The organism is Streptomyces sp. H27-H1 (assembly GCF_026627445.1).
In the GTDB taxonomy this organism is placed as follows: Bacteria; Actinomycetota; Actinomycetes; order Streptomycetales; family Streptomycetaceae; genus Streptomyces.
Genome location: NZ_JAPNLJ010000017.1, coordinates 40,264 through 66,523 on the forward strand (window position 1 = coordinate 40,264; position 26,260 = coordinate 66,523).

The following is a 26,260-nucleotide window of genomic DNA, read 5'->3' on the forward strand; positions in this document are numbered from 1 at the left end:
TGCGCCGAGCGGCCCCCTTGCCTGTCCGGCGCTCCCGCCTTCACATCCCGCCACTGGCGGGGCGCCGGACAGAAACGTTTCTCTCCCATACCCCCGTGGTCTTGCTCTTTTGCACGACATCCCCGCCGGTCAGGCGGCAAGGAGATGGTTCATGTGTCCGCTGCGCCCGTACTGGCGTTGCGAGGGGTCTCGAAGCGGTTCGGCGCCGTTCAGGCCCTCACCGACGTAGAACTCGAGATCTACTCCGGCGAGGTGGTCGCCCTCGTCGGCGACAACGGCGCCGGTAAGTCCACGCTGGTCAAGACCATCGCCGGCGTGCACCCCATCGATGACGGAGTCATCGAGTGGCAGGGCCGCCCGGTCTCGATCGCCAAGCCCCACGACGCCCAGAACCTGGGCATTGCGACGGTCTACCAGGACCTCGCGCTGTGCGACAACATCGACGTCGTCGGCAACCTCTTCCTGGGCCGCGAGCTGAAGCGGCGCGGCATCCTCGACGAGGTGGAGATGGAGCGGCGCGCACGCGAGCTCCTGACCACCCTGTCCATCCGGATCCCCAGCGTCCGCATCCCCATCGCCTCGCTCTCCGGCGGGCAGCGCCAGACCGTGGCGATCGCCCGCTCCATGCTGGGCGAGCCCCAGCTCGTGATCCTCGACGAGCCCACCGCCGCCCTCGGCGTCGAGCAGACCGCTCAGGTGCTCGACCTGGTGGAGCGGCTGCGTGAGCGCGGCCACGCCGTCATCCTCATCAGCCACAACATGGCCGATGTGAAGGCCGTGGCCGACAAGGTGGCCGTCCTGCGGCTGGGCCGCAACAACGGGGTCTTCTCCGTGAAGGACACCTCGCAGGAAGAGATCATCTCCGCCATCACCGGTGCCACGGACAACGCCGTGACCCGCCGGGCGGCCCGCACCGGGGAGGCCCGCAAGTGAGCACCCAGCACATAGACCCCGTCAACCCGGCCGCCGCGCACGACGCGATCCCGGCCGTGGACCCCCGCCTGCTCGTACGCGAGCAGGGCTTCGCCGGGTACCTGAACGAGTTCGGCCGCAAGCTCAAGGCCGGCGACCTGGGCTCCGTGCCCGTCGTCCTCGGCCTGATCATCATCTGGAGCATCTTCCAGGGCCTGAACTCGAACTTCCTCGGTGCCGAGAACCTCACCAACATCGCGATCACGATGACGGCCACCGGCATGATGGCGGTCGGCATCATCTTCGTCCTGCTGCTCGGCGAGATCGACCTCTCGGTCGGCTCGGTCAGCGGTGTCTCGGGCGCGATCGTGGCCGTCCTCTCGGTCACCCACGGCGTCAACGAATGGCTGGCCATCCTCGCGGCGATCGTCGGGGGTGCCCTGATCGGCTCCCTCCACGGCTTCTTCTTCGCCCGGATCGGCGCCCCGGCCTTCGCCGTCACCCTTTCGGGCCTGCTCTTCTGGTCCGGCGCCATGCTGCAGATCCTCGGCAGCAACGGCACGATCAACATCGACTCCGAGGGTGTGGTCGGGCAGCTGACCACGTACTTCTTCTCGGACGTGGCCGTCGGCTACGGGCTCGCCGCCGTCGCCGTGGTCGGGTACTTCCTCGCGACCTTCTCCGACGCGCGGCGCCGTGAGGCCGCCAAGGTCCCCTCCCGGCCGCTCGGCGAGATCCTGCTGCGCACCGGACTCCTCGCGGTGTTCACCTTCGGGCCGGCCGTCGTGTTCAACCAGTACAAGGGCCTGCCGCTCGCGATCGTGCTCTTCCTGCTGGCCCTGGTCGGCACGGACTTCCTCCTGCGGCGCACCTCCTTCGGCCGCCAGATCTTCGCGCTCGGCGGCAGCGTCGAGGCTTCCCGGCGCGCCGGCATCAACGTCAACCGGGTCCGGATCACGGTCTTCGCGATCGCCGGTACCTTCGCGGCGATCGGCGGCCTCTTCTGGGCTTCCAAGATCGCGGCGGCGAACCAGAGCGCCGGCGCCGGCGACCTGCTGATGAACGTGATCGCGGCGGCCGTCATCGGCGGCACCAGCCTCTTCGGCGGCCGCGGCCGGACCTGGAACGCCCTCCTCGGCGTCATGGTCATCACCTCCATCCAGTACGGTCTGGCCCTGGAGGGAATCGCGACGCCGATCCAGTACATGATCACCGGCGCGGTCCTCCTCGCCACCGTGGTGATCGACTCGATCACCCGCAAGACGCAGAAGACGGCCGGACGCGCCTGACCGCAGCGCGCGGAACGTGATCGGGCGGTAAGAACCGTCACAGTGCCCGGTGCCACTTCGTGTGGCGCCGGGCACCTGTGCGTAGGTATGTACGCACAGGTGTGCGGGTATGGCCCCTTTTGGGGGGTGTGACTCCGTACTGATGTGTACAGGTATGACAAAGGTGTGACCTGACCGGGACCGCGCTTAACTGGCGACCAAGTGCAGAACATTAGACTCGGCAGACCAGCAAGCGACTGCAAGGAGGCACGGGTGCTGCTGACCCGCATCAAGGGACCGCGCGATCTGGACCGGCTCAGCCAGGAGGAGCTCGACCGGCTCGCCGCAGAGATCAGGTCCTTCCTCGTCGATGCCGTCTCCAAGACCGGCGGGCACCTCGGCCCCAACCTCGGTGTGGTCGAGCTGACCATCGCCCTGCACCGGGTCTTCGAATCGCCCAAGGACAAGGTCCTCTTCGACACCGGCCACCAGGCCTACGTGCACAAGCTGCTCACGGGCCGGCAGGACTTCGCCGGCCTGCGCACGAAGGGCGGCCTGTCGGGCTACCCCTCGCGCGCCGAGTCCGAGCACGACGTGATCGAGAACTCGCACGCGTCCACCGTGCTGGGCTGGGCCGACGGCTTCGCGAAGGCCAACGAAGTGCTCGGCAAGGAGGACCACCACGTCGCCGCGGTGATCGGCGACGGGGCCCTCACCGGCGGTATGGCCTGGGAGGCGCTGAACAACATCGCCGCCGCCAAGGACCGCCCCCTGGTGATCGTCGTCAACGACAACGAGCGTTCGTACGGCCCCACCATCGGCGGCCTCGCGAACCACCTGGCGACCCTACGCACCACGGACGGCTACGAGCGCTTCCTGGCTCGCGGCAAGGACCTCCTGGAGCGCACCCCGGTCGTCGGGAAGCCGCTCTACGAGACCCTGCACGGGGCCAAGAAGGGGCTCAAGGACTTCATCGCCCCGCAGGGCATGTTCGAGGACCTGGGCCTGAAGTACATCGGGCCCATCGACGGCCACGACATCGAGGCCCTGGAATCGGCCCTGCAGCGCGCCAAGCGCTTCAGCGGACCGGTCATCGTGCACTGCCTGACCCAGAAGGGCCGCGGTTACACCCACGCGGAGCAGGACGAGGCGGACCGTTTCCACGGCATCGGCCCGATCCACCCGGACACCGGGCTGCCCGTCTCCACGGACGCCGCCAGCTGGACCTCCGTCTTCGCCGACGAGATGGTGCAGCTCGGCAAGGAGCGCAAGGACATCGTCGGCATCACCGCCGCCATGCTCCAGCCGGTCGGGCTGAAGAAGTTCGCCGACGCCTTCCCGGACCGGATCTTCGACGTCGGCATCGCCGAACAGCACGGTGCCACCTCGGCCGCCGGTCTGGCCTCGGGCGGCGCCCACCCGGTCTTCGCGGTGTACGCGACCTTCCTCAACCGCGCCTTCGACCAGGTCCTGATGGACGTGGCCCTGCACAAGTGCGGGGTCACCTTCGTCCTGGACCGTGCCGGAGTCACCGGCACCGACGGCGCCTCCCACAACGGCATGTGGGACATGTCCATCCTCCAGGTGGTCCCGGGCCTGCGCCTGGCCGCCCCGCGCGACGCCGAGCAGCTGCGGGCGCAGCTGCGCGAGGCCGTCGCGGTCAAGGACGCGCCGACGGTCGTGCGCTTCTCCAAGGGCGTCGTCGGCCCGGCCGTCCCGGCCATCGGCAAGATCGGCGGCATGGACGTGCTGCGCGTCCCGGCCGAGGAAGTCACCCGGCCGGACGTACTGCTCGTCTCGGTCGGCGCACTCGCCCCGATGTGCCTGGACATCGCCGATCTGCTCGACAAGCAGGGCATCTCCACGACCGTGGTCGACCCCCGTTGGGTCAAGCCGGTGGACGAGGCCCTGGCCCCGCTCGCCGACCGCCACCGGGTGGTCGTCACCGTCGAGGACAACAGCCGCGCCGGCGGTGTGGGCTCCGCCGTCGCACAGGCACTGCGGGACGCGGGGGTCGACGTACCGCTGCGCGACTTCGGCATTCCGCAGCGCTTCCTGGACCACGCCACGCGCAAGGAGGTCATGGCCGAGATCGGTCTGACCGCCCCGGACATCGCGCGGCAGGTCACGGGCCTGGTGGCCAAGCTGGACGGGCGCTACGACAGCGAGCGGGCCGCCACCGTCGACTGACCGGAGCACGACGGCTCACGGGCCGCGGCTGATCATCTGCGGTTGCACGCGACGGGCCGGGAGGTTCACCCTTGGAGGGTGGGCCTTCCGGCCCGTTTCGTTTCGATGCGGTCTTCCTGCGAGGTGCGTCGGTGAGTAGGAACCTGAACGGCCCCTTCCGTACGAAATCGGTGGAGCAGTCGATCCTCGACACGGAAGAGCCGGAACACGCGCTCAAGAAGTCGCTCTCGTCCTGGGACCTGACCGTCTTCGGCGTCGGCGTGATCATCGGTACCGGCATCTTCGTCCTCACGGGCAAGGTCGCCAAGGAGACCGCCGGACCCGCCACGGCCCTCGCGTTCGTCGCCGCCGGCGTCGTGTGCGCGCTGGCCGCCCTGTGCTATGCCGAGTTCGCCTCGACCGTCCCGGTGGCCGGATCCGCGTACACCTTCTCGTACGCCTCGATCGGCGAGCTGCCCGCCTGGATCATCGGCTGGGACCTCGTGCTGGAGTTCGCGCTCGGCACCGCGGTCGTGGCCGTCGGCTGGTCGGGGTACGTCCGCTCGCTCATGGACAACGCGGGCGTCCACCTGCCCGCCTCGCTCCAGGGACCGGACGTTCCGGGCGGCAGCTTCGACGTGCTCGCCTTCGTCCTGGTCCTGGTCCTCACGGCGATCCTGGTCGTCGGGGTGAAGCTGTCCGCGCGGATCACCGCGGTGGTCGTCGCGATCAAGGTCACGGTGGTGCTCATCGTGATCATCGCGGGCGCGTTCTTCATCACGAAGTCCAATTACACGCCGTTCATCCCGCCGGCCGAGCCCCAGACGGGCGGCTCCGGACTGGACGCCCCCCTGGTCCAGCTCCTCTTCGGCTACGACCCGACCAACTTCGGCGTCATGGGCATCTTCACCGCCGCCTCCGTGGTCTTCTTCGCCTTCATCGGCTTCGACGTGGTGGCCACGGCGGCCGAGGAGACCAAGCTGCCGCAGCGGGACATGCCGCGCGGCATCCTCGGCTCGCTGATCATCTGCACCGTGCTCTACGTGGCGGTGTCGATCGTGGTGACCGGCATGCAGAATTACAAGGACCTCTCCACCAGCGCCCCACTGGCCGACGCCTTCAAATCCGCCGGACATCCGGTCTACGGAGGCATCATCAGCTTCGGCGCCGCCGTGGGCCTGACCACGGTCTGCATGATCCTGCTGCTCGGCCAGACCAGGGTGTTCTTCGCGATGAGCCGTGACGGGCTGCTGCCGCGCTTCTTCTCGCGGACCCACCCGAAGTTCCGTACGCCCTACCGGCCGACGATCCTGCTCGGCGGGGTCATCGCGATCGTCGCCGGATTCACCAGCATCAACGAGCTGGCGACCCTGGTGAACATCGGCACCCTGTTCGCCTTCGTCGTCGTCGCGCTCGGCGTGATGGTCCTGCGCCGCACCCGGCCCGACCTGCACCGGTCCTTCCGCACCCCGTGGGTCCCGGTCGTGCCCGTCCTGTCGATCGCCGCGTCGGTCTGGCTGATGCTGAACCTGCCGGCCGAGACCTGGCTGCGCTTCGGGATCTGGATGGTGATCGGCTTCTTCGTCTACTTCCTCTACGGGAAGAAGCACAGCCGGCTGGGTCGGGGCGAGGGCATGACCGCCAACCCGGCGCGCGAAGGCCGCTGACCTCTCCCGCGGCCGCAGGGAGTGGATGCGCGGTTCGAGTGCTCACCCGGGTCAATGGATACGGCCGCGGGGCCGGTCGCGGGGCGCAGAGCCCTTCGCGACCGGCCCCGTGTTCCGGAGCGGTCGAACCGTCAGCCGCCGGTGGCCGGCGACTTCTTGGCCGAAGCCGGGATCGTCTTGTCGTTGCGCAGGGCCTCCCACAGCTGGCCCGCCTGCGGCTCCGACGCGACCACGCGGTTGATGTCGATCTTGTCGTAGGCGACCGGGAGCATGATCGTCTCCATGGTCTCGGGGTCCACGCCCTTCATGCTCTGGGCGAAGTCCGACAGGCCCTTGAGGGAACCGAGCTGGGAGTCGGTGGTCAGTGCCTTGGTGCCGGCGTCGGCGAGCTTGTAGAGACGGGCCGGGTTGCCGAGGGCGTCCTGGTTCTTGATCTCGGTCAGCATCGCGATCATGAACTTCTGCTGCAGGTCGATGCGTCCGAGGTCGCTGCCGTCGCCGTAGCCGTGGCGGGTGCGGACGAACTTCAGGGAGTCGGTGCCGTTCAGCCGGTGGGTGCCCGCGTCCAGGTTCAGGCCACCCTTGATCGGCTTGTCGAGGGTCACGTTGACTCCGCCGAGGGAGTCCACCAGCTCCTTGAAGCCGGCGAATTCCACCTTGACGAGGTGGTCGACGCGGATGCCGGACATCTGCTCGACGGTCTTGACGACACAGGCCGGGCCGCCGGTCCCGATGACCGAGTTGATCATGACGCGCTTCGCCCCGGGAACCGTGTTGCCCTTCGCGTCCTTGCATTCGGGACGGGTGATGAGGGTGTCGCGGGGGATGCTGATGGCGGTGGCCTTCTTACGGCCCTCGGGTATGTGCACCAGCATGTTGGTGTCCGAGCGGGAGCCGCTGACATCGCCGTGATCGAGCTCACCATTTGCGCCGGCGCGCGAGTCCGAGCCCAGCACCAGGATGTTCTGCCCGCTGTCCGGAACCTTCGCCGGGCGGTTGTCGACACCGATCGCCTGGTCGAGGTCGACACTGTCGATGTTGCCGTTGAGGTGGCTGTACGCCCACCAGCCGGCGCCCGCGGCGCCGAGCAGCAGCACGACCACCACCACCAGGAAGATCTTCATCGCACGGCGCCCGCGTGACCTGGGCGGACGCACTCCACGCCGTCCGGTGTTCCGGTGGCTGGGTGTCGCGGTCTGTTGGGTCATACTGCTCGAATCCTCGGGGCCTCGTCGGCTGGCGGACGGCGCGGTCGGCCGGATGCCGCTGCACTATAGGCAGATTTTAAACTCGAACGGGAGAGCGCTTATCGTCTTCGAGGTTGGCGTGAGGCGGATGTGCACAGTCCGCAAGAGCTAAGGGGGAGTAGAGGCCATGGTCCGAGCGAGCGGACGTCGTGCGCGACGCGGGGCCACTTCCCATGAGCAGATGCCGGCGGCGGCGCCCCGCGCGGGGGCGGTCCAGGCCGGTCCTGTGGCGATCGTCGTGGCGGCGCCGGCCGAGGCCATCGCGCTGATCGCCTCGGAGCCGGACGGCTCGGTGATCGAGGTGATCTGCCTGGACGGCGGCAGCGGAGCCGAGTACCGGGCCCTGGAAGCGGCCATGGCCGCGGCGAGCCGACGCGGCTGCCGTTTCTCCGGAGAGCCCTTCGTCCTCGACGCCGGAGCCGGGAACATCACCGGGCAGATCCTGGACGTCCTCCACGAGACCGGACCCGTACGGCTGCGGACCCTGGACCCGGATCCCGCGCACGATTCCTTCGACACCGAGCGCAAGCTCCCGATCGTCAACGAGCCCGCGGCCCGCGGCAAGGCGGCGCGCAGCGCCCTGCGGGCAGCCCGCCGCTACCAGCTGGAAGCAGGCGTACCCGTCTTCGTGGAGTGCCGCAGGGCCGGCGCCGGGACGGGGCTGCCCCCCGAGGCCGCCACCCGCTACCCGCTGACCACCGGCTGGCTGGTCAGCGGCAAGGACGGCCGGCTGTCCGCGTACCTGCCCACGGCCGCCGGCGTCGTCCGCTGGACCGAGGGCCGTACCGAGGCCGAGGGCTGGAGCGGCCCCGAACTGCTCGACGGCCCGGAGCTCATGCCGGGGCTGCGCGTGCTGCGCGGCCCCGACGGCTACGCGTACCTGCTCGGCCTGAGCCGGACCAAGCGCAAGGAGAGCGGCGCCGACATCGAGGTCGTGTGCGCCGCCCAGTACCAGTCGGGCCGGCCCCTCGGGCCGTGGGTGGCACTGGGCAACCCGCACGCTCCGAACTGGCAGGTGGCCCGCTCGGTCGGCTTCCCGTCGGCGGCCTTCGCCGCCGACGGGTCCATGCACGTGTTCGTACGGAACTTCGGGCACGGCGTCAGCGTCCGGACGCAGTCGCCGAAGGGGCGCCTGAGCCGCTGGGACGCCCTGCGGGGGCAGAAGGTGGCCGACGAGATGACGGCCTTCCCGGCGTCCGACGGCGGTGTGCAGCTGGTCGCCCGGGCGCGTGACGCCGAGGGCGCCGTGCACTGGCACCGGCGGGACGCGGAGTCGGCCTGGCAGGAGGACGCCAGGGTGCCGGTGAGTCTGCGCGCGGGCAGCCTGTCGGCGGCCCCGGAGTCCGGGCTGGTGCGCTTCCGCTACTCGGCGACGAACGAGGTCTGCGTCTGGTGGCCCGGCGCCCAGACGCCGATCGGTCTCGGCGGCCCGGACGGGGACGGCCCCGTCGCGGGGGTCTCGGGAGCCGACATCCAGGGCTGGGGCTGCACGGTGCTCGTGCGCGGCGGCCACGGGGGAGTGCCGGCGATCGGCGCGCACCCGGACGGGCGGCCGGATACGGGCGTGTGGTGGTCGGAATCGGGGGAACGCTCCATCGTTCCGCCCGCCGCGGCCTTCGACAGCCGGGGCCGTGTGGTGATCGTCACGGTCGGGATGGACGGAAAGCTGCGCGTCGCCCGACAGCAACTGGGATCCGATGGCTTGGAGTTCACTCCGTGGAGTGTCCTATAGCGACCGTTTCATCAATTCATGTGCGGGTTTGATGGCCGCCATCATCGACTTGCGCACTGGCTGGTGTCATCGACGTATTGCTAAGGTCAAAGAACGCCCTTTACTTGAACCATAAGTGAACGGTTGGCGCCCTACGGCAGCCACCTGCTGTCACACGTGATCACGGGGCGAAGGTTCCGCCGGTACACCTGGTTCACGTTGTCGACGACTGAGGGGTTATGTCCAAGCTGTCACTGAAGGCCGTTCAGAAGCTCACCTGCAAGAAGCGGGACGCATGGTGGACGGTCCTTCTGGTCGACCCGATAGCGACCCGCCTCGTCTGTGTGCTGGCGCGGTGGAACTTCGTCACGCCCAACCGTGTGACGTGGGCCGCCCTCTTCGTGGGCCTCGGCTCCGCCTTCTTCTTCCTCCAGGCCGACTGGGTCTCCCTGTGCATCGGCGCGGCCCTGTACCACGTCAGCTTCATCCTCGACTGCATCGACGGAAAGCTGGCGCGCCTCAAGGGCAACGGGACCGTCTTCGGGGGCTGGCTCGACTACGTCTTCGACCGCATCCGCGTCCTGTTCTGCGCGCTCGCCCTGATGGGCGGGCAGTTCCTGCAGCACGACGAAGAGGTCTACCTGCTCGCGGCCCTGGCCGTGATCTTCCTCGACATGCTCCGCTACGTGGATGCCCTCCAGATCTACAAGATGCGCATGTCCATGCGCGGCAAGATCGAAGCCGTCACCCTCGCCCGCCAGGCGGAAGAGGGGGTCGACGAGGAGGAGCGCAAGGTCGTCTTCATCGAGGACCTGCTCCGCGAGAACCCCCTGGGCCAGGCGGACGAGCTCAAGCGCCAGAGCACGCAGGTCGAGCAGTCCGAGGTCATCGACCTCCACGAGCAGTTCCGCGAGCGGTTCCCCTGGTACGCGCGGTTCCGCCACGCGCTGGTGCAGAGCCGAATCCGGCCGCACCTCATCAGCGGCATCGAGTTCCAGATGTTCATCTTCATCATCGGCCCCGTCATCGGCCACATCCTGTGGACCACGGCGGCCTCGGCCGTGCTGATGGGCGGCTTCGAGCTGGTCATCATGTTCAAGTTCTGGCTCTCCACCCGGGACTTCACGCGCACGATGGAACGCCTCGACCCCGGCAACATCCCCTCGCGCGCCGGCTCCATCGCCCCGCACATGCACGCCGGACGCCACCGCCGGCGCGGCGAGGACGGCGACCTCGAGGCCGTGGCGGAAGCCGCCCAGCGCTTCCCCGCCCCCGAGTCGTACGAGGACCCCGGGTTCGTGCCGTACCCCCGGCCCTACCCGGACGAGTACACGGGCGCCGTGACCGACACGATGCAGCTCTCCAAGATTCCGGCCCAGGCACTGCGGCCCGGCTATGTCGAACCGGAGCACTACTCTCGATGAGCTTTCCGGTCGACATCTCGCACTACGGCGTCACCATCGTCATACCGGCCTTCAACGCGAGCGCCACGCTCGCCCGGGCCCTGCAGTCGGCGCTGGCGCAGACGCACCGCAGCGTAGAGGTCATCGTCGTCGACGACCGCTCCACCGACGGCACTCTCGCCCTCGCGCACCAGTTCGCCGCCCAGGACGGACGGGTCCGGGTCATCGAGCGGCCGCAGAACAGCGGCGGTTGCGGTGCACCCCGCAACAACGGCATAGAGGCGGCCGCCGGCCAGTTCGTGATGTTCCTCGACGCGGACGACGAGCTGCCGCTCAAGGCCGTGGAGACGCTCCTGTCCTCGGCGCTCGTCACGGGCTCGGACGTCACCGCCGGCCGCGTCGTGCGCATCAACCACGCCACGGACGAGCTCACCGTCTGGCAGCCCCAGCTGTACCCGGCTGACCAGACGGTCGCGGGCCTGGGCGCCATGCCCGAGCTGATCGACGACCCGATCGCCGCGGGAAAGCTGTACCGCCGGGACTTCCTCGACAACTACGGCATCCGCTTCCCCGAAGGCGTCTACTTCGAGGACACGTACTTCTCCACGGTCGCGAACTTCCACGCGCGCTCGTTCACGATCCTCGCCACCCCCGTCTACCGGTGGATGTGGGAGCGGGAGTCCGACCAGCCCTCGATCACCAACCGCCGCCACGAGCTGCGCAGCATCAGCGACCGCGTCCTGGTGCACCAGTACACCGACAGCTTCCTGCGCAGCGTCGGCCGACCGGACCTGCTGGCCCGCAAGGGCGCCAAGTTCCTCTCGCACGACCTGCGGCTCTACACGCCCGAGCTGCGCACCGGCGACCACGCCTTCCACAGCGGTTTCCTCGCCGCCGTCGCCCCGTACCTGCACAGCCTGGACCCCGGCACCTTCGAGCTGTGCGGCCCCATGGAGCGGGTACGCGCCTTCGGCCTGATGCACGGACGCGTCGACATCGCCGTGTCGGCCTCCGACTACATGAAGCGCCGCAGCGTCATCAGCTCCGACATCGTGGAGCGGGACGGCCGGGTCTTCTGGTCCGGGTCGCTGCTCGGCTACCCCGAGGCCGAGAAGTTCCTCGAGGTCACCGACCTCGAGCTGACCGGCCACAAGCTCGCCGACTCCCGCATGTACAACAAGGCGGCGTCGATCGAGGTGGTCGACGGCGAGCTGCACATCTCCGGCGCGATCCGCAACCAGTTCAGCAGGTTCGGTGCCGAGGACAAGGTCGAACTCATCGCCGTGCTGCGCCGCCGCAGCACCAAGGCGGACCACCACTTCCCGGTCTCCGGTCTGGAGATCGACAAGGACTGGATCCGGTACCACACCACCATCGACCTCAAGTCCACCCTGGACAAGACCGACCGCGCGGGCTACTGGAACTTCTTTGTCCAGCTCCGGCACGCGGGCGACCGCGCCTCCACCGCGCTGAACATCAGCGGTGTCGACGTCACCAGCCTGCGGCACTCCTGCGACGCGGGCGTCTACGAGGTCTACGAGACCGTCAGCGGCAACCTCGGCCTGCGCCCGGAGACCGGTGAGCAGCGGGTCAAGACCTCGGACCGGGGCACCCCGTGGCTGTGGTGGCAGGACACCGCCCCGACCGGGCCCGTCGCACCGCCCGAGCGGTACGCCGCCGCGCTCGTCGTCCACTGCCACAACGACGAGTACCACCTGCGCGAGTTCCTCTCCTCGCTCGTGGCGCAGGGCAGCTTCGACCGCACCCAGGTCGTGTTCGTCGACGACGGGTCCAACGACAGCACCGCACGGCAGCTCGCGGCCTTCGCCGCCTACTACCCCAACGCCGGCGTCGTCACCCAGCACAGCCTCGGTGCGAGCGCCGCCTTCGACCACGGGCTGCAGTACGTCGTCGCCCCCTACGTGATGTTCGCGCGGGCCCGGGACATCCTCGGCGAGGACGCCGTAGGCCGGCTCCTCACGGGCGCCCGCCGGGTCAAGGGCGCCGATGTCGTCGTCGGCCAGGCCGACAACTTCCCCGGTGCCTGGCGCAGCGAGGACGAGCCGTGGCAGCGGTACTTCACCGGCAAGGACTCGGTCCGCAAGCTGGCGGACGCGCCGTACCTCGTCTTCTCCACGCTGCTCGGCGGCAAGCTCTTCAAGACCTCCTACATCCGGGAGCACGGCTTCCGCGGCGGCCCGGGTCCCGGGCTGGAGGACGACTGGTTCACCGTACCGGCCGTGCTGTACGCGCGGGCGGTGGCCATCGCGCCCGGCGCCCGCTTCTTCGAGCGTGACGAGACGAACCAGAACTCGCTCTTCGACTCGCCCTGGAACGACCCGGTCAAGTCCGTGGACCGCCTCCGGCTGGCCGCGCACGTCCTGTCCTCGGTACAGGGAGCCCCGCCCCGGACCCTCGTCCTGGCCCAGCGCTTCGTCGTCCGTACCCTCCAGCCCTACGTGCGCAACATGCACCGCATCATGAGCATGCCCGAGCTCGCCGCGGTCCTGCCCCTGCTGGGATCGGTCTACAGCCAGATCCCCGACGACGTGATCCTCCAGTACGCCGTCCACCCGCAGTCCAAGGTCCAGCACCACGCGATCGTCACGGGCAACCTCGAGCTCTTCGTGGACCCGCTGGGCGCACCGGAGTTCCTGCCCACCCTCTTCCTCGACGACGAGGGCATGTACCGCAGGCTGGTGACCGACCCCGTACGGACCACGCTGCTGCGCGTCCCGCGGGCCAGCGCGGTCCTGGAGACCTTCGACTGGACCGACGGCGAGATCCACTTCGAGGGGCTCCTCGTCCTGTCCGGAGTGGACATCAACGCCCGGTACACGAACCGGATCCAGCTGGTCCTCTCCAACGGGGAACGCGAGGTGGCGATCCCCGTGGAGCAGGCCTACCGCCGCGACCGCTGGCGCACCCGCAAGAACCAGGACTGGTTCTCCGGCTGGCGCGCCACGGTTCGCCCGGGCACGCTCGACTCCCTGGGCAACGCCGAGCTGACCATGGTGATCCGGGTGATCGACCAGGACCGCCACCACGACGTCCCACTGGCGGCCCGCCAGATGCTGCACCGCTTCAAGGGCGTGCACACCCAGGGCCGGCAGCGCTTCGTCGTGTCGATCGACGACGACGAGCAGGTCACCGTCCGCTGGGTACGCGGCTTCGCGGCCCGGTGCAAGGACAAGCTGCGCCGGGCCAAGTGGGAGCTGCGCAACTCGCTGCCCGGCCGGCCCGGCTGGCGTACCCGCCTCATGTACTGGCTCACGTACCCGTACCTGCACAACCGGGGCATCTGGATCATCGGTGAGCGCGAGGACACCGCCCAGGACAACAGCTACCACCTGTTCAAGTGGATCCGGCAGAACCGGCCCAAGACCAAGGTCTACTACTCCATCAACGGGGATTCCCCCGACTGGGACAAGGTCGCGCAGCACGGCCAGGTCATCGACCGGATGTCGTGGAAGCACCGCGCCTACCTGCTCCACGCGGAACGGCTGATCAACGCCTACGACCTGGAGGCCTACCTCGGCTTCCCGGGCCTCCTCAAGCGCGCCTTCCTACGCGGCTACGGCGACCTGCTGCGCTACAAGCGGGTGTTCCTCCAGCACGGAGTCGTCTACAACGACGTCGTCGCCTCGATCCACGGCCAGGCCACCAACGTCGACATGGTGCTCACCACGGGACGCAGCGAGCGGTCGTACTACGCGGAGCACTGCGGCTACGGCTACGACCGCGTCGCGGCGACCGGACTGCCCCGGTTCGACGCCCTGGAGCCGGTGCACGGACCGCGGCGGATCCTGGTCATGCCGACCTGGCGCCGCGACATCGTGGCGCCCTCGTACAACAAGGCGGCCAAGCCCGAGATCCCGTTCGCCGCGTCCGAGTACTACCGGTTCTTCTCCGCGCTGCTGCGCAACGAGCGGCTGCTGAGCGCGGCCCAGTACTACGGCGTCGAGCTGGAGTTCATGCCGCACTACGAGATCCGGCCCTACCTCAGCCACTTCAAGATCGACCACCCGTCGGTCAGCGTGTCCACGACCGGCCGGGACGTACAGCTCGCCATGCGCGAGTGCTCGATGCTCGTGACGGACTATTCTTCGGTGTTCTTCGACGTGGCGTACATGGGCAAGCCCATCGTCTACACGAACTTCGACGACGAGTCCTTCTACACGAAGCACTACAAGCGCGGCTACTTCGATCTCGCGCGGGACGGCTTCGGCCCGGCCTGCCGCACGGTCGACCACGCGGTCCACGAGATCATCGCCCTCATCGAGCGGAACTTCGAAGTGGAACCGCAGTACCGCCGCCGCGCCGAGGAGTTCTTCGTCCTGCGTGACACCTCCAACTGCGAGCGCGCTTACCAGGTCATCGAGACGATGGACGCGAACGCCGTCGGCGACCAGCGGGCTCTGCTCCACCTCGGAGCACGGGGCTTCGGCGAGTTCTGATAGGAAGTGCACGAAAGCATGACGAGAATCTTCCTCGCCGGCGACTCCAGCGTCACGAGCCGGCAGGCCAGCATGGCGCCCATGGTCGGATGGGGCCAGACCCTTCAGCTGTTCCTGCAGGGCGCCGAGGTGCTCAACTGCGCGCGTGCCGGCTCGAGCACCCGCAGCTTCCTGGAGCGCGGGCGGCTCGCCTGGATCCTGGAGAACGCCGTCCCCGGCGACATCATGCTCATCTCCTTCGGGCTCATCGACATGAAGCCCGGTGACGGCCGCTACACCGAGCCGTTCAAGGAATTCCAGTCCTTCCTGCGCGAGTACGTCCACGCGGCCCGCGACCGGGGTGTCCACCCGGTCCTCGTCACCAGCCACGAGCGCCGCGTCTTCGACAAGTTCGCCAACATGCGCCGCCCCCTGGGCCTGTACCCCGCAGCCATGCGGGAGGTCGCGGCGCAGCTCACGGTGCCGCTCATCGACCTGAACGAGTGGAGCGTCGCCTGGTGGCGGCACGCCGGCCCCGACGGAACCAAGGCGATCTTCCTCTACCTGGATCCGGGCGAGCACCCGAACTATCCCGAGGGCGTGGCGGACAACACCCACCTGCGCGCCCACGGCGCGGTGGAGTGCTCCCGCTTCATCGCGGGGGAGCTGCAGACCCGCGGGCTGCTGCCGCCCTCGTACTTCCGCAACCTCCAAGCCCAGTTCGATCCGGAACAGGCCGTCGAGTTCCTCCCCGACGACGTCTTCGACCAGCAGACCAAGGAACGGGTCGCAGAGGTACGACGATGACCGACTGGTATCCGCTCGTCCGGGCGTGGGCCACCCACGAAGGCCGCACCGGCGTCCTCGACCTGATGTCCGACGTGGACCCCGCGCTCCCGGTCGCCCCGGGCCAGGAGTTCCAGATCGCGATGACCGTGACGCCGAGCGGCGGGGCCTTCCGCACCTACGGCTACCTGCTCGACGACATGTTCGGCGACCTCGCCACCTTCGAGGACCTCCAGGGGCTGCGTCACCTCACGAACGGGCGCTACACCACCTTCGCCACGGGGGACGAGCCGCGCACCGCCGTCGGAACGGTCCGGATGGCCAAGGACGCCCCCGAGCGCGAGGTCCTGCTCCCGCGGGTCATCGTGGGCATCATGCCGGCCCAGGGGGAGAAGCTCGTCCCCTGCGCGGTCGTCCACGACCAGGGCTTCTACATCCGCCGCCACCACCTCCGCGGCCGCGTCCTGATGCTGAACCCAGGAGCGCGGACCGTACTGCCCGCCGAGCCCCCCGCCCCCGGGCTGCGACTGACCGGGGTCTCCCTGGCCCGCGGCGGGATGATCAGCTGTACCCCGGACGGGACGGTCACCTACCAGCCCCACCCCTCGCACCTCGGCTACGACCGCTTCGAGTGCCGTTACGAGGACGCCGACGGCAACACGGTCTGGTCCGATGTCACCGTGCACGTCGGCGAGCTCGCCAACCCCGGAGCACTGCCGGTCGATCATGGCTAGACGCATTGCTCCGACGGCTCTGCTCTGTCTCGCGCTCGCCGCGACCTCGTGCGGCTCCGCACCCGACGAGGACCGGCCGTCGCCCTCGCCGAGCGTGGACCTCCACCTGCCTGCGGGCGTCGAGTACCACGAGACCTCGGAGGAGTTCGGCCGCCGCGGCCCCTCGGCCGTCAAGATCCTCACCATCAGCCCCGACTCCAAGGCCCGGGTGGCCGGCATCCACGCCAAGGAGCTCGCCGGGACCGCGACGGTACGGGACATGGCGCAGCAGACCGGGGCCCGCGCGGCGGTCAACGGCTCGTTCTTCGACATCGCCACGGGACGCCAGTACGCCGGCTACGAGGGGGACCCGCTGGGCCTCTACGCCGAGAACGGGAAGATCCTCAGTGAGGCGAGCAACGGCCGTGCGGCGCTGCTCCTCGGCTACGAGGACGGACGGCTCGTCGCACGCGTCGAGGAGACCCTGACCACCGGCCGGCTGCTCGCGGAGGACACCACGCAGCGCGAACTGGACGGGGTCAACCGGGTTCCCGGCCGGGTGCTGGGCTGCGGCGGGGTGGGCGGCGACCGGATCGCCAACACCGAGGAGCCCATGGACGAGCCGTACACCGGGCTGTGCACCGACGTCGACGAGATCGTCCAGTTCACCGAGCAGTGGTCGAGCCGGACCCCGCCCGGACCGCCGCGCAGCTCGGAGGCCGTGCTCGACGAGGACGGCACGGTCCGCGAGGTGCGGGTCCCGGCGGGCGGCCGGATCCCGCCGGGCGGCAGCACCCTGTACGCCATCGGCCCGGGCGCCGGGTGGCTCCAGGGCCACGCGCTCAAGGGCAGCCGCATGGAGGTCAGCCAGGAGATGACCGACGGGGCGGGCCTGGCCATGTCCGGTCAGGTCGACTCGGCCATCGGCGGCAGCCACCGGCTGCTGCGCAACGGCACGGTCACCGTCGCGGCCAACGCGGCGGGCGGCAAGCCCAACCCGCGCACTGTGGCCGGGGTGAAGGCCGACGGCACCCTGCTGCTCGTCACCATCGACGGCCGGGAGGTGGGCGTGAGCGCCGGCGCCACCCTTGCCGAAGCGGCCCGGTACCTGGCCACGCTGGGCGCCGTCGACGCGGTCAACCTGGACGGCGGCGGATCCACCACCATGATCGTCGCCGGAGAGCTCCGCAACCGCCCCAGGGGCGGAGCGAAGGACGACGTCACCGAGCGGCCGGTCTCCAACGGGATCGGGATCTTCGACCAATAGCGCCCGACCAATGGCGCACTGCGGGCAGCACACAGGGGGACGAGCCCGGCTCGTCCCCCTGTGCGTACCGCGTGAGGACCGTCAGTCGAGGCGGACCGTGCCCGCGGGGGCGGAGAACAGGGCCCCGCCGCGGCTCATGGAGATGAAGACCTCGTATTCGCCCGGAGCCGCGTTCTTCAGGTCGATGCCCTTGTAGCCCGAGGTGGCGAAGTAGCCGTAGTCGTAGCTGTTGAAGTCCCCGCGCCGCATGTGCGCCCGCACCAGCGCGGCCTTGCCGGAGATGCCCAGCCGGAACGAGTAGGTGGCCTGGGGGCTGCGCAGGACCATGTAATAGGTGGCGTGCCCGTGCTGGGAGGCGTCCAGGCCGTGGATGAAGAACACGCCCTCCACGTGCAGGACGCGGCCCTTCTGCCAGGTCTTCTCCAGCGAGAAGGCAGTCTCCTGCGATACGTGCCCGATGATCGGGCGCCGCACCAGCTTGACGCTCTTCTCGTCGCCGGTCAGGCAGATCTCGAGGCTGCCGAAGGGGCGGCGCAGGTCGAAGGGGCGCCGGGCGACGAGCGGGGTCCGCCGGTCGATGCCCTCGGCCGGGCTGGTCACGCGTATCGACAGGTCGAACCTGCCGCCGGGTATGCCGGTCATCGCGATGCCGTTGGGGTGCTCCGGATCGAAGCCGCCGTTGACGTAGTCGCAGGCGTACTGGTCGAAGTAGAGGCTGTAGGTGTGCTTGGCCGGGGTGACGGCGAGCGGGAATTCCCAGCTCTTTCCGCCGCCTTCGACGACCAGGTGCTTGAGGGTCTGCACCTCCCCATAGGCGGATTCGCCGGGGATGAAGGCGTGGCCGCTGAGCTGGAGGTAGTTCGCGCGGATGTCCTGCTTGTTCAGAACGGCCAGCAGGGTGTCCGACTGGCGCCGCTCCATCAGGGTGTGCTGCCGCAGCGCCGGGTCGGGAACGGAACCGTTCTCCAGGAATCCCAGCCGGGGCTCGGCGCCGTCGGTGAGGGCGGTGAGCAAACCGCTCATCAGCGGCATGTTGTATCCGGAGACCTCGCCGTGCGCGCGGACCATATCGGACCTGGTCCGGATCACATTGAAGTTCTGGCAGTTCCAGAAGAGGTTCAGGTGCGGCGCGATCTCGACGGGGTACTGCTCGTCCGCCTCCGAGGTGAAGAGGTAGACGTTGTGGCCCTGGGCGCCGTACGTCTTCAGCAGTTCGGGAATGGCGTTGTTGAGCGCGTCCACATGCTGCTGCGGCATGTCCTCGCCCATCATGTACCGGCCGGTGTCGGCCCGGTCGCGCACGTAGTCGCCGATGAGGAACTGCGGCACCACGGAGACGATGTTCCGGAAACCGTATTTCAGGCCGTAGTACAGCGCCGCGCTGCCGCCCTTGGAGACGCCGAGCAGGCTGACGTCGCCCCGGGTCAGATTCAGCCCGGCCAGGGTGCGGTCGATGAGTGAGAGCACCGAGTGCTCGATGTCGAACGACATGTTCCGGCACATGTAATAGCTGTAGCGCTCGTCGAAGTGGTCGCGGATCCACAGGATGTTCGCGCGCAGGCCGAGCAGCGATTTGCCGGCGAAATGGTAGCCCTGGGGGGCGGCGAAACCGGAGAAGACGACGATCAGGTGGCGGGCGTCGCCTTCGGCGGGACGGAATTTGTACTCCACGGGCACCAGACCGGACGTGTCGGTTCCCGATACGATCGCGCGCCGGTCGATGGCCGCCGCATTGGGCACGAGCGGAGGGAGTGCTGAGTTCATGGAGTGTGCTTTCCTGCCCCTGTCGATATCCGTCGCCGCCTGCCGGAAGCCCCGGAAGTCTACCGAGAGCCCGATCCCGAGGTCGACCCCGTACGCCCCGGCCCGTCTGTGACGTTGGAAACGGACACCCCGAAAACGGCTGCTCCCGCACCCTGCCCGAGGGCCTGGTACGGGAGCAGCCGCAACGGTGCTACAGGTGTTAAGCGGGAATGCTGGCCACGCCCGGGGCCAGGAACTTCTTGCCGTTCACCCGCTCGGAGACGCCCTCACGGTCCAGGTACGGCGTGACGCCGCCCAGGTGGAAGGGCCAGCCCGCGCCCGTGATGAGGCAGAGGTCGATGTCCTGGGCCTCGGCCACGACACCCTCCTCCAGCATCAGGCCGATCTCCTGGGCCACCGCGTCCAGGACGCGGTCGCGGACCTGCTCCTCGGTGAGGACGACATCACCCTGTACGAGGAGGGCGGCGACCTCGGGGTCCAGCTCCGGCTTGAAACCGTTCTCGGCGGAGTAGACGTAGAAGCCGCGCTTGCCGGCCTTGACCACGGCCGCCAGGTTCGGGGAGACGGTGAAGCGCTCCGGGAAGGCGCGGTTCAGGGTCTCGGAGACGTGCAAGCCGATCGCCGGGCCCACGAGCTCCAGCAGCACCAGCGGGGACATCGGCAGGCCGAGCGGCTCGATGGCCTTCTCGGCGGTGACCACCGGGGTGCCCTCGTCGATGACGTTCTGGATCTCGCCCATGAAGCGGGTCAGGATGCGGTTCACCACGAACGCCGGGGCGTCCTTGGTGAGGACCGCGGTCTTCTTCAGCTTCCGCGCGACACCGAAGGCCGTGGCCAGCGCGGCGTCGTCGGTCTGCTCACCGCGGACGATCTCCAGCAGCGGGAGGATCGCGACCGGGTTGAAGAAGTGGAAGCCGACCACGCGCTCCGGGTGCTGGAGCTTGGACGCCATCTCGGAGACCGACAGCGAGGAGGTGTTGGTGGCGAGGATCGCGTGCGCCGGGGCGACCGCCTCGACCTCCGCGAACACCTTCTGCTTGACGGACATCTCCTCGAACACGGCCTCGATGATGAAGTCGGCGTCCGCGAAGCCCTCGGCCTTGTCCAGGACGCCCGTCACCAGGGCGGTCAGGCGGTTGGCCTTGTCCTGGTTGATGCGGCCCTTGCCGAGCAGCTTCTGGATCTCGGCGCGGACGTAGCCCACACCCTTGTCCACGCGCTCCTGGTCGATGTCGGTGAGGACCACCGGCACCTCCAGGCGGCGCAGGAACAGCAGCGCCAGCTGCGAGGCCATCAGACCCGCGCCGACGACGCCGACCTTGGTGACCGGACGGGCCAGCGCCTTGTCCGGGGCGCCGGCCGGGCGCTTGGCGCGCTTCTGGACCAGGTTGAAGGCGTAGATGCCGGAGCGCAGTTCGCCGCCCATGATGAGGTCCGCGAGCGCGGTGTCCTCGGCGTCGAAGCCCTTCTGCAGGTCGCCGTCCTTGGCCGCCTCGATGATCTCCAGCGCGCGGTAGGCCGCGGGGGCCGCGCCGTGCACCTTGGAGTCCGCGATGAAGCGGCCCTTGGCGACCGCCGCGTCCCAGGCCTCGCCGCGGTCGACCTCGGCGCGTACGACCGCGGTCTCGCCGTTCAGCACGCGGGCGGTCCACAGGAGCGACTGCTCCAGGAAGTCCGCGCCTTCGAACAGCGCGTCGGCGATGCCCAGCTCGAAGACCTGCTTGCCCTTGAGCTGGCGGTTCTGGTTCAGCGAGTTCTCGATGATGACCGAGATCGCGCGCTCGGCGCCGATCAGGTTCGGCAGCAGGGCGCAGCCGCCCCAGCCGGGAACCAGGCCGAGGAAGACCTCGGGCAGCGAGAACGCCGGGATGGCCTTGGAGACGGTGCGGTAGGTGCAGTGCAGACCGACCTCGACACCGCCGCCCATCGCCGCGCCGTTGTAGTAGGCGAAGGTGGGGACGGCCAGCGCGGCCAGGCGCTTGAAGACGTCGTGGCCGCCCTTGCCGATGGCGAGCGCCTCGTCGTGCTTCTTGAGCAGCTCCACACCCTTGAGGTCGGCGCCGACCGCGAAGATGAAGGGCTTGCCGGTGAGGCCCGCGCCGACGATGGAGCCCGCGAGGGCCTCCTGCTCGACCTGGTCGATCGCCGCGTTCAGGTTGGCGAGGGACTGCGGGCCGAAGGTGGTCGGCTTGGTGTGGTCCAGGCCGTTGTCCAGCGTGATGAGCGCGAAGCGCCCGGCGCCGAAGGGCAGGTCCAGGTGGCGGACGAGCGCGCGCGTGACGACCTCGTCCGGGAACAGCTCGGCCGCGCCCTTCAGGAGCTCAGTGGTGGTGGTGCTCACTTGCTGTCTCCCTCGGCGGTGAAGTTCGGGTTCTCCCAGACGACCGTGGCGCCCATGCCGAAGCCGACGCACATGGTGGTCAGGCCGTAGCGGACCTGCGGCTGCTCCTCGAACTGGCGGGCCAGCTGAGTCATCAGGCGGACGCCGGAGGAGGCGAGCGGGTGGCCGAAGGCGATGGCCCCGCCGTACTGGTTGACGCGGGCGTCGTCGTCGGCGATGCCGTAGTGCTCCAGGAACGCGAGGACCTGGACCGCGAAGGCCTCGTTGACCTCGAAGAGGCCGATGTCGTCGATCGTCAGACCGGCCTGCGCCAGGGCCTTCTCGGTGGCCGGGATCGGGCCGTAGCCCATGACCTCCGGCTCGACACCCGCGAAGGAGTACGAGACCAGGCGCATCTTGACCGGGAGGTTGTTCTCCCGGGCGAAGTCCTCGGACGCGATGATCGCGGCGGTGGCACCGTCGTTGAGACCGGCGGCGTTGCCCGCGGTGACGTTGCCGTGGACCCGGAACGGGGTCTTGAGGCCCGCCAGGTTCTCCAGGGTGGTACCCGGACGCATCGGCTCGTCGGCGGTGACCAGGCCCCAGCCCGTCTCACCGGCCGCCTCGTTGTTGTTGCGCACCGAGATCGGGACCAGGTCCTGCTGGATCTTGCCGTCGGCGTACGCCTTGGCGGCCTTCTCCTGCGAGCGCACGGCGTACTCGTCGGCGCGGAGCTTGGTGATCGTCGGGTACCGGTCGTGCAGGTTCTCGGCGGTCATGCCCATGAACAGGGCGGACTCGTCGACCAGCTTCTCGGAGACGAAGCGCGGGTTCGGGTCCACGCCCTCGCCCATGGGGTGGCGGCCCATGTGCTCGACACCGCCGGCGAGGGCGACGTCGTACGCACCGAAGGCCACACCGCCCGCGACGGCGGTCACGGCGGTGAGCGCGCCAGCGCACATGCGGTCGATGGAGTAACCCGGGACGGACTGCGGGAGGCCCGCGAGAATGCCGGCCGTACGGCCCAGCGTCAGGCCCTGGTCGCCGATCTGCGTGGTCGCGGCGATGGCGACCTCGTCGATCTTCGCGGGGTCCAGGTCCGGGTTGCGGCGCAGCAGCTCCCGGATCGCCTTGACGACGAGATCGTCGGCGCGGGTCTCGTTGTAGATGCCCTTCGGGCCCGCCTTGCCGAACGGGGTGCGGACGCCGTCGACGAAGACGACGTCCCTGACGGTACGAGGCACGTTGGCTCTCCTCCAGGTGCGGGTGTGCACTGCTGCGCGGGGGGCGTGCCCATTGCTGAGCGCCCGCTCACCTCTCCATGCTACTTGTCGGTAACCGGCATGCACAGCCCCCCTGGGAGGAGCGGCGAAGGTCACACTCCGCGGAACGGCGCAGCCGGGGGTTCGTGCCGGGCCGAGCCCGTGCGCGGGGCGGCCCCGCCCACGGGGTCAGCGGGCCGCCGGGACCGGGGCGCGCGGGACCGGGGTGCCGCGCATGGCGGCCGCCATGGCGGGGGAGGAGCGCAGGGTCTCCGAGACGAAGGTGCGGCGCGCCAGGCCCAGGGAGCGCAGCGCCGGGCCGTGGTCGGCCGCCACCACCGCGGCCGCGCCGGCGAGCAGGACCTGCCAGGCCAGGGTCGTCGCCCGGCGGGCGGGGCGGGCAGGGGCGCCAAGGCCTCCCGCAGCCGGACGCAGTGGAACGGCACGTGGCGCTCCTCGTCCGCCAGGATGCGGCCCGCCACCTGCGAGGTCAGGGGGTCGTCGCTGCCGTCCCGCACTGCGCGGTAGTACCGCAGGGCCACCACCTCCGCCACCATCAGCACCAGCAGCTCCACGCGCAGCCCCAGGAGCCTGCGCAGCCGGACGAACGCCGCGTCGCTCCAGTGTCCGGTCAGCGTCCGCGAGCCCCCGGCGGCCAGTAGCAGGGCCAGCATCCGCGCGTGGTTCCGCTCCTCCGCCACGAAGAGCCGTACGGCCCGCGCGTACGCCGCGTCACCGGCCCGGTCGGCCTTGCCGATGAGCGCGGAGCCGTCCCCGTCCTCGCCGACCTGGAACCGCTGCAGGCTCCGTGCGAGTTCCGGTGCGAGATCGGCGCCCCGGCTCCAGTCCGGATCGCCCAGCGCGGCCCGCCGCCCGCGTTCGGCCTCGAAGCCGGCCACCCACGCCTCGTACCCCTGATTGATCATGTTCAAAAACTAGCGATTCTTGAGCGTGTTCAAAAGGAGCGCTCGGCGGCTGTAGCGGAACCGGAACACGACGGAGCCCCCCGGCCGTCGTGGCCGGGGGGCTCCGCCGCGCGCGGCGCGGGTCAGTCGGTGTCGCTCTCGATGTCCGTGTCGGCGTCGGTCACGACCGGCGCCGGGACGGTGCCCAGTGCCGTGACCAGTGCCGCCGTCACCTGTTCGATCTGCCACGGGCGGGCCCCGTAGCCCGCCAGTGCCTCGGCCACCGCGTCGGCCTCCAGACGCTCCGGCGGCTCCCAGCACAGCCGGCGGACCGTGTCGGGGCTGATCAGGTTCTCCTGCGGCAGGTTCAGCCCCTCCGCCAGCGCCGACACGGCCGTCCGGGCGGCCGCGAGCCGAGCCGCGGCCTCCGGGTCCTTGTCCGCCCAGGAGCGCGGCGGCGGCGGACCGGCCGGGGTCGCCCCCGGCTGCGGCAGCTCGTTCTCGGGCAGGGCCTTCGCCCGCTCCACGGCGGCCATCCACTGGTCCAGCTGGCGCCGGCCCATGCGCTGCCCGTAGCCGGGCAGGGCGGAGAGGGCCTGCACGGTCAGCGGCAGGGCGAGCGCGGCCTCGACGATCGCACCGTCGCCCAGCACCTTGCCGGGTGACACGTCACGTCGCTGCGCGATCCGGTCGCGGGCCTCCCACAGCTCCCGGACGACGGCCATCTGCCGGCGCCGGCGGACCTTGTGCATGCCGGACGTCCGGCGCCACGGGTCCTTGCGGGGCGGCGCGGGCGGCGCGGCGGCGATGGCGTCGAACTCCTGGTGGGCCCAGTCCAGCTTGCCCTGCCGGTCCAGCTCCTCCTCCAGCGCGTCCCTCAGGTCCACGAGCAGCTCCACATCGAGCGCGGCGTAGCGCAGCCACGGCTCGGGGAGCGGACGGGTCGACCAGTCGACTGCTGAGTGGCCCTTCTCCAGCACGTAGCCGAGGACCCCCTCGACCATCGCGCCGAGTCCCACCCGCGGGAAGCCGGCGAGGCGGCCGGCCAGCTCGGTGTCGAAGAGGGAGGTGGGCGCCATGCCTATTTCGCGCAGGCACGGCAGGTCCTGGGTGGCGGCGTGCAGGATCCACTCGGTGCCGGACAGGGCCTCGCCCAGCGAGGAGAGGTCGGGGCAGCCCACCGGGTCGATCAGTGCGGAGCCCGCGCCCTCGCGGCGCAGCTGTACGAGGTAGGCGCGCTGGCCGTAGCGGTAGCCGGAGGCGCGCTCGGCGTCCACGGCGACGGGGCCGGTGCCCGCGGCGAAGGCCGCGACCACCTCGGCGAGAGCGGCGGCGTCGGCGACCACCGGAGGGATGCCCTCACGGGGTTCGAGCAAGGGAATCGGCAGCCCGTCGGACGAAACCTCGTCGTCCGGGGGGCCGCCCCCGGTGGTGGTGCGCAGGCCTGCTGCGGTTTCTTGGGCGTCGGTCACCGGTCAAGGGTATCCGTGGATGCGACGCGCCCGTCGCCGGAACGTTCCGGCGACGGGCGCGAGGGGGGAGTACGGAGGCTTCCCCGGGTTCTCCGGGAGTTCTCCCGGGGTCCGCCGAGGGGTATCGGCCGGGTCAGTGGATGATCCCGGTGCGCAGGGCGACGGCGACCATCCCGGCCCGGTCGCCGGTGCCCAGCTTGCGGGCGATCCGTGCGAGGTGGGACTTGACAGTCAGGGCGGACAGGCCCATCGAAACGCCGATGGCCTTGTTGGACTGGCCCTCCGCGACGAGGCGCAGGACCTCGACCTCGCGGCCGGAGAGCTCTCGGTAGCCGCCCGGGTGGCTCGGGGCACCCGGGGGGCGGCGGTGCATACGGGCCGCGGCAGCGCCGATGGGGGCGGCGCCGGGCCGGGACGGGAGCCCGATGTTGGTCCGGGTGCCGGTGACGACGTAGCCCTTCACTCCGCCCGCGAGGGCGTTGCGTACGGCGCCGATGTCGTCGGCGGCGGACAGGGCCAGACCGTTCGGCCAACCGGCGGCGCGGGTCTCGGAGAGAAGGGTGAGACCGGAACCGTCGGGCAGGTGTACGTCGGCCACGCAGATGTCGCGCGGGCTGCCGATGCGTGGACGTGCCTCCGCGATGGACGAAGCCTCGATCACGTCGCGTACTCCGAGGGCCCACAAATGGCGGGTCACGGTGGAGCGTACGCGCGGGTCGGCCACGACGACCATGGCCGTCGGCTTGTTCGGGCGGTAGGCGACCAGGCTTGCGGGCTGCTCGAGAAGAACGGACACCTAGGCCTCCTGGGGGGGAGTGGCGGGACGGCCGGCTCGGGGAAGGAAGCCGGTGCGAACCGTGCGGATGGTCACTGACTCCTTCGGCACGTCACCCGCCCGGCTTTAGGGAATGATCACGATTTGGTGAGTAACAATTCGGGCAATTCGGACGCACGATCG

16 protein-coding genes and 1 pseudogene are annotated in these 26,260 nt (G+C 69.8%); 10 read left to right on the forward strand and 7 right to left on the reverse strand.

Annotation, left to right across the window (positions count from 1 at the left end):
• Window positions 1–144 precede the first annotated feature (144 nt).
• The 4 genes from OTB20_RS20155 (at window position 145) to OTB20_RS20170 (ending at window position 6,016) form a co-directional block, all read left to right on the forward strand.
• A complete protein-coding gene (locus OTB20_RS20155) occupies window positions 145–933 on the forward strand; it encodes an ATP-binding cassette domain-containing protein (protein WP_267819367.1) in 789 nt (262 codons plus the stop codon).
• Entirely contained in the window at window positions 930–2,201 is a 1,272-nt protein-coding gene (locus OTB20_RS20160; RefSeq protein ID WP_267819369.1) for a sugar ABC transporter permease, read from the forward strand. The genes OTB20_RS20155 and OTB20_RS20160 overlap by 4 nt, the downstream gene beginning before the upstream one ends.
• Window positions 2,202–2,453: 252 nt before the next feature.
• A complete protein-coding gene (gene dxs / locus OTB20_RS20165; protein WP_267819371.1) occupies window positions 2,454–4,370 on the forward strand; it encodes a 1-deoxy-D-xylulose-5-phosphate synthase in 1,917 nt (638 codons plus the stop codon).
• A gap of 131 nt (window positions 4,371–4,501) precedes the next feature.
• Complete coding sequence (locus OTB20_RS20170; RefSeq protein WP_267819372.1) at window positions 4,502–6,016, forward strand: amino acid permease; 1,515 nt, start codon at window positions 4,502–4,504, stop codon at window positions 6,014–6,016.
• Window positions 6,017–6,147: 131 nt separating this feature from the next.
• On the opposite strand, the gene OTB20_RS20175 is transcribed toward OTB20_RS20170, so the two are convergent.
• Complete coding sequence (locus OTB20_RS20175; protein ID WP_420716443.1) at window positions 6,148–7,224, reverse strand: LCP family protein; 1,077 nt, start codon at window positions 7,222–7,224, stop codon at window positions 6,148–6,150.
• A 265-nt stretch (window positions 7,225–7,489) separates the two neighbouring features.
• Between OTB20_RS20175 and OTB20_RS20180 the strand changes: the two genes are divergently transcribed.
• The 6 genes from OTB20_RS20180 to OTB20_RS20205 all read left to right on the forward strand — a co-directional run bounded on the left by OTB20_RS20180 (window position 7,490) and on the right by OTB20_RS20205 (window position 17,579).
• On the forward strand, window positions 7,490–8,995 hold the full coding sequence (locus OTB20_RS20180) for a hypothetical protein (protein WP_267819376.1): 1,506 nt from the start codon (window positions 7,490–7,492) through the stop codon (window positions 8,993–8,995).
• A gap of 218 nt (window positions 8,996–9,213) precedes the next feature.
• Window positions 9,214–10,398 carry a CDP-alcohol phosphatidyltransferase family protein gene (locus OTB20_RS20185; protein ID WP_267819378.1) on the forward strand — a complete coding sequence of 395 codons (1,185 nt, stop codon included), beginning with the start codon at window positions 9,214–9,216 and terminating at the stop codon, window positions 10,396–10,398.
• Window positions 10,395–14,834 carry a bifunctional glycosyltransferase/CDP-glycerol:glycerophosphate glycerophosphotransferase gene (locus tag OTB20_RS20190; RefSeq protein ID WP_267819380.1) on the forward strand — a complete coding sequence of 1,480 codons (4,440 nt, stop codon included), beginning with the start codon at window positions 10,395–10,397 and terminating at the stop codon, window positions 14,832–14,834. Before OTB20_RS20185 ends, OTB20_RS20190 begins: the two co-directional genes overlap by 4 nt.
• 18 nt (window positions 14,835–14,852) lie before the next feature.
• Window positions 14,853–15,620, forward strand: a complete 768-nt coding sequence (locus OTB20_RS20195; protein ID WP_267752836.1) for a rhamnogalacturonan acetylesterase — start codon at window positions 14,853–14,855, stop codon at window positions 15,618–15,620.
• The gene (locus tag OTB20_RS20200; protein ID WP_267819382.1) at window positions 15,617–16,333 is read left to right on the forward strand and encodes an Ig-like domain-containing protein; all 717 of its coding nucleotides are present in this window, start codon (window positions 15,617–15,619) and stop codon (window positions 16,331–16,333) included. Before OTB20_RS20195 ends, OTB20_RS20200 begins: the two co-directional genes overlap by 4 nt.
• Window positions 16,326–17,579, forward strand: a complete 1,254-nt coding sequence (locus OTB20_RS20205) for a phosphodiester glycosidase family protein (protein ID WP_267819383.1) — start codon at window positions 16,326–16,328, stop codon at window positions 17,577–17,579. Before OTB20_RS20200 ends, OTB20_RS20205 begins: the two co-directional genes overlap by 8 nt.
• 81 nt (window positions 17,580–17,660) lie before the next feature.
• On the opposite strand, the gene OTB20_RS20210 is transcribed toward OTB20_RS20205, so the two are convergent.
• The 6 genes and pseudogenes from OTB20_RS20210 to OTB20_RS20235 all read right to left on the reverse strand — a co-directional run bounded on the left by OTB20_RS20210 (window position 17,661) and on the right by OTB20_RS20235 (window position 26,098).
• Entirely contained in the window at window positions 17,661–19,343 is a 1,683-nt protein-coding gene (locus OTB20_RS20210) for a hypothetical protein (protein WP_267752839.1), read from the reverse strand.
• 199 nt (window positions 19,344–19,542) lie between these two features.
• Window positions 19,543–21,684 (reverse strand): 3-hydroxyacyl-CoA dehydrogenase NAD-binding domain-containing protein, encoded by a 2,142-nt coding sequence (locus OTB20_RS20215; RefSeq protein ID WP_267819385.1) that lies wholly within the window; start codon window positions 21,682–21,684, stop codon window positions 19,543–19,545.
• The gene (locus tag OTB20_RS20220) at window positions 21,681–22,907 is read right to left on the reverse strand and encodes a thiolase family protein (RefSeq protein ID WP_267752841.1); all 1,227 of its coding nucleotides are present in this window, start codon (window positions 22,905–22,907) and stop codon (window positions 21,681–21,683) included. Before OTB20_RS20220 ends, OTB20_RS20215 begins: the two co-directional genes overlap by 4 nt.
• A 207-nt stretch (window positions 22,908–23,114) precedes the next feature.
• Window positions 23,115–23,851, reverse strand: a pseudogene (locus tag OTB20_RS20225) (ferritin-like domain-containing protein).
• 122 nt (window positions 23,852–23,973) lie between these two features.
• Window positions 23,974–25,302, reverse strand: a complete 1,329-nt coding sequence (locus OTB20_RS20230; RefSeq protein ID WP_267819387.1) for a ribonuclease D — start codon at window positions 25,300–25,302, stop codon at window positions 23,974–23,976.
• Between the two features lie 133 nt (window positions 25,303–25,435).
• Window positions 25,436–26,098 (reverse strand): response regulator transcription factor, encoded by a 663-nt coding sequence (locus tag OTB20_RS20235; protein ID WP_214956508.1) that lies wholly within the window; start codon window positions 26,096–26,098, stop codon window positions 25,436–25,438.
• Window positions 26,099–26,260: the final 162 nt, after the last annotated feature.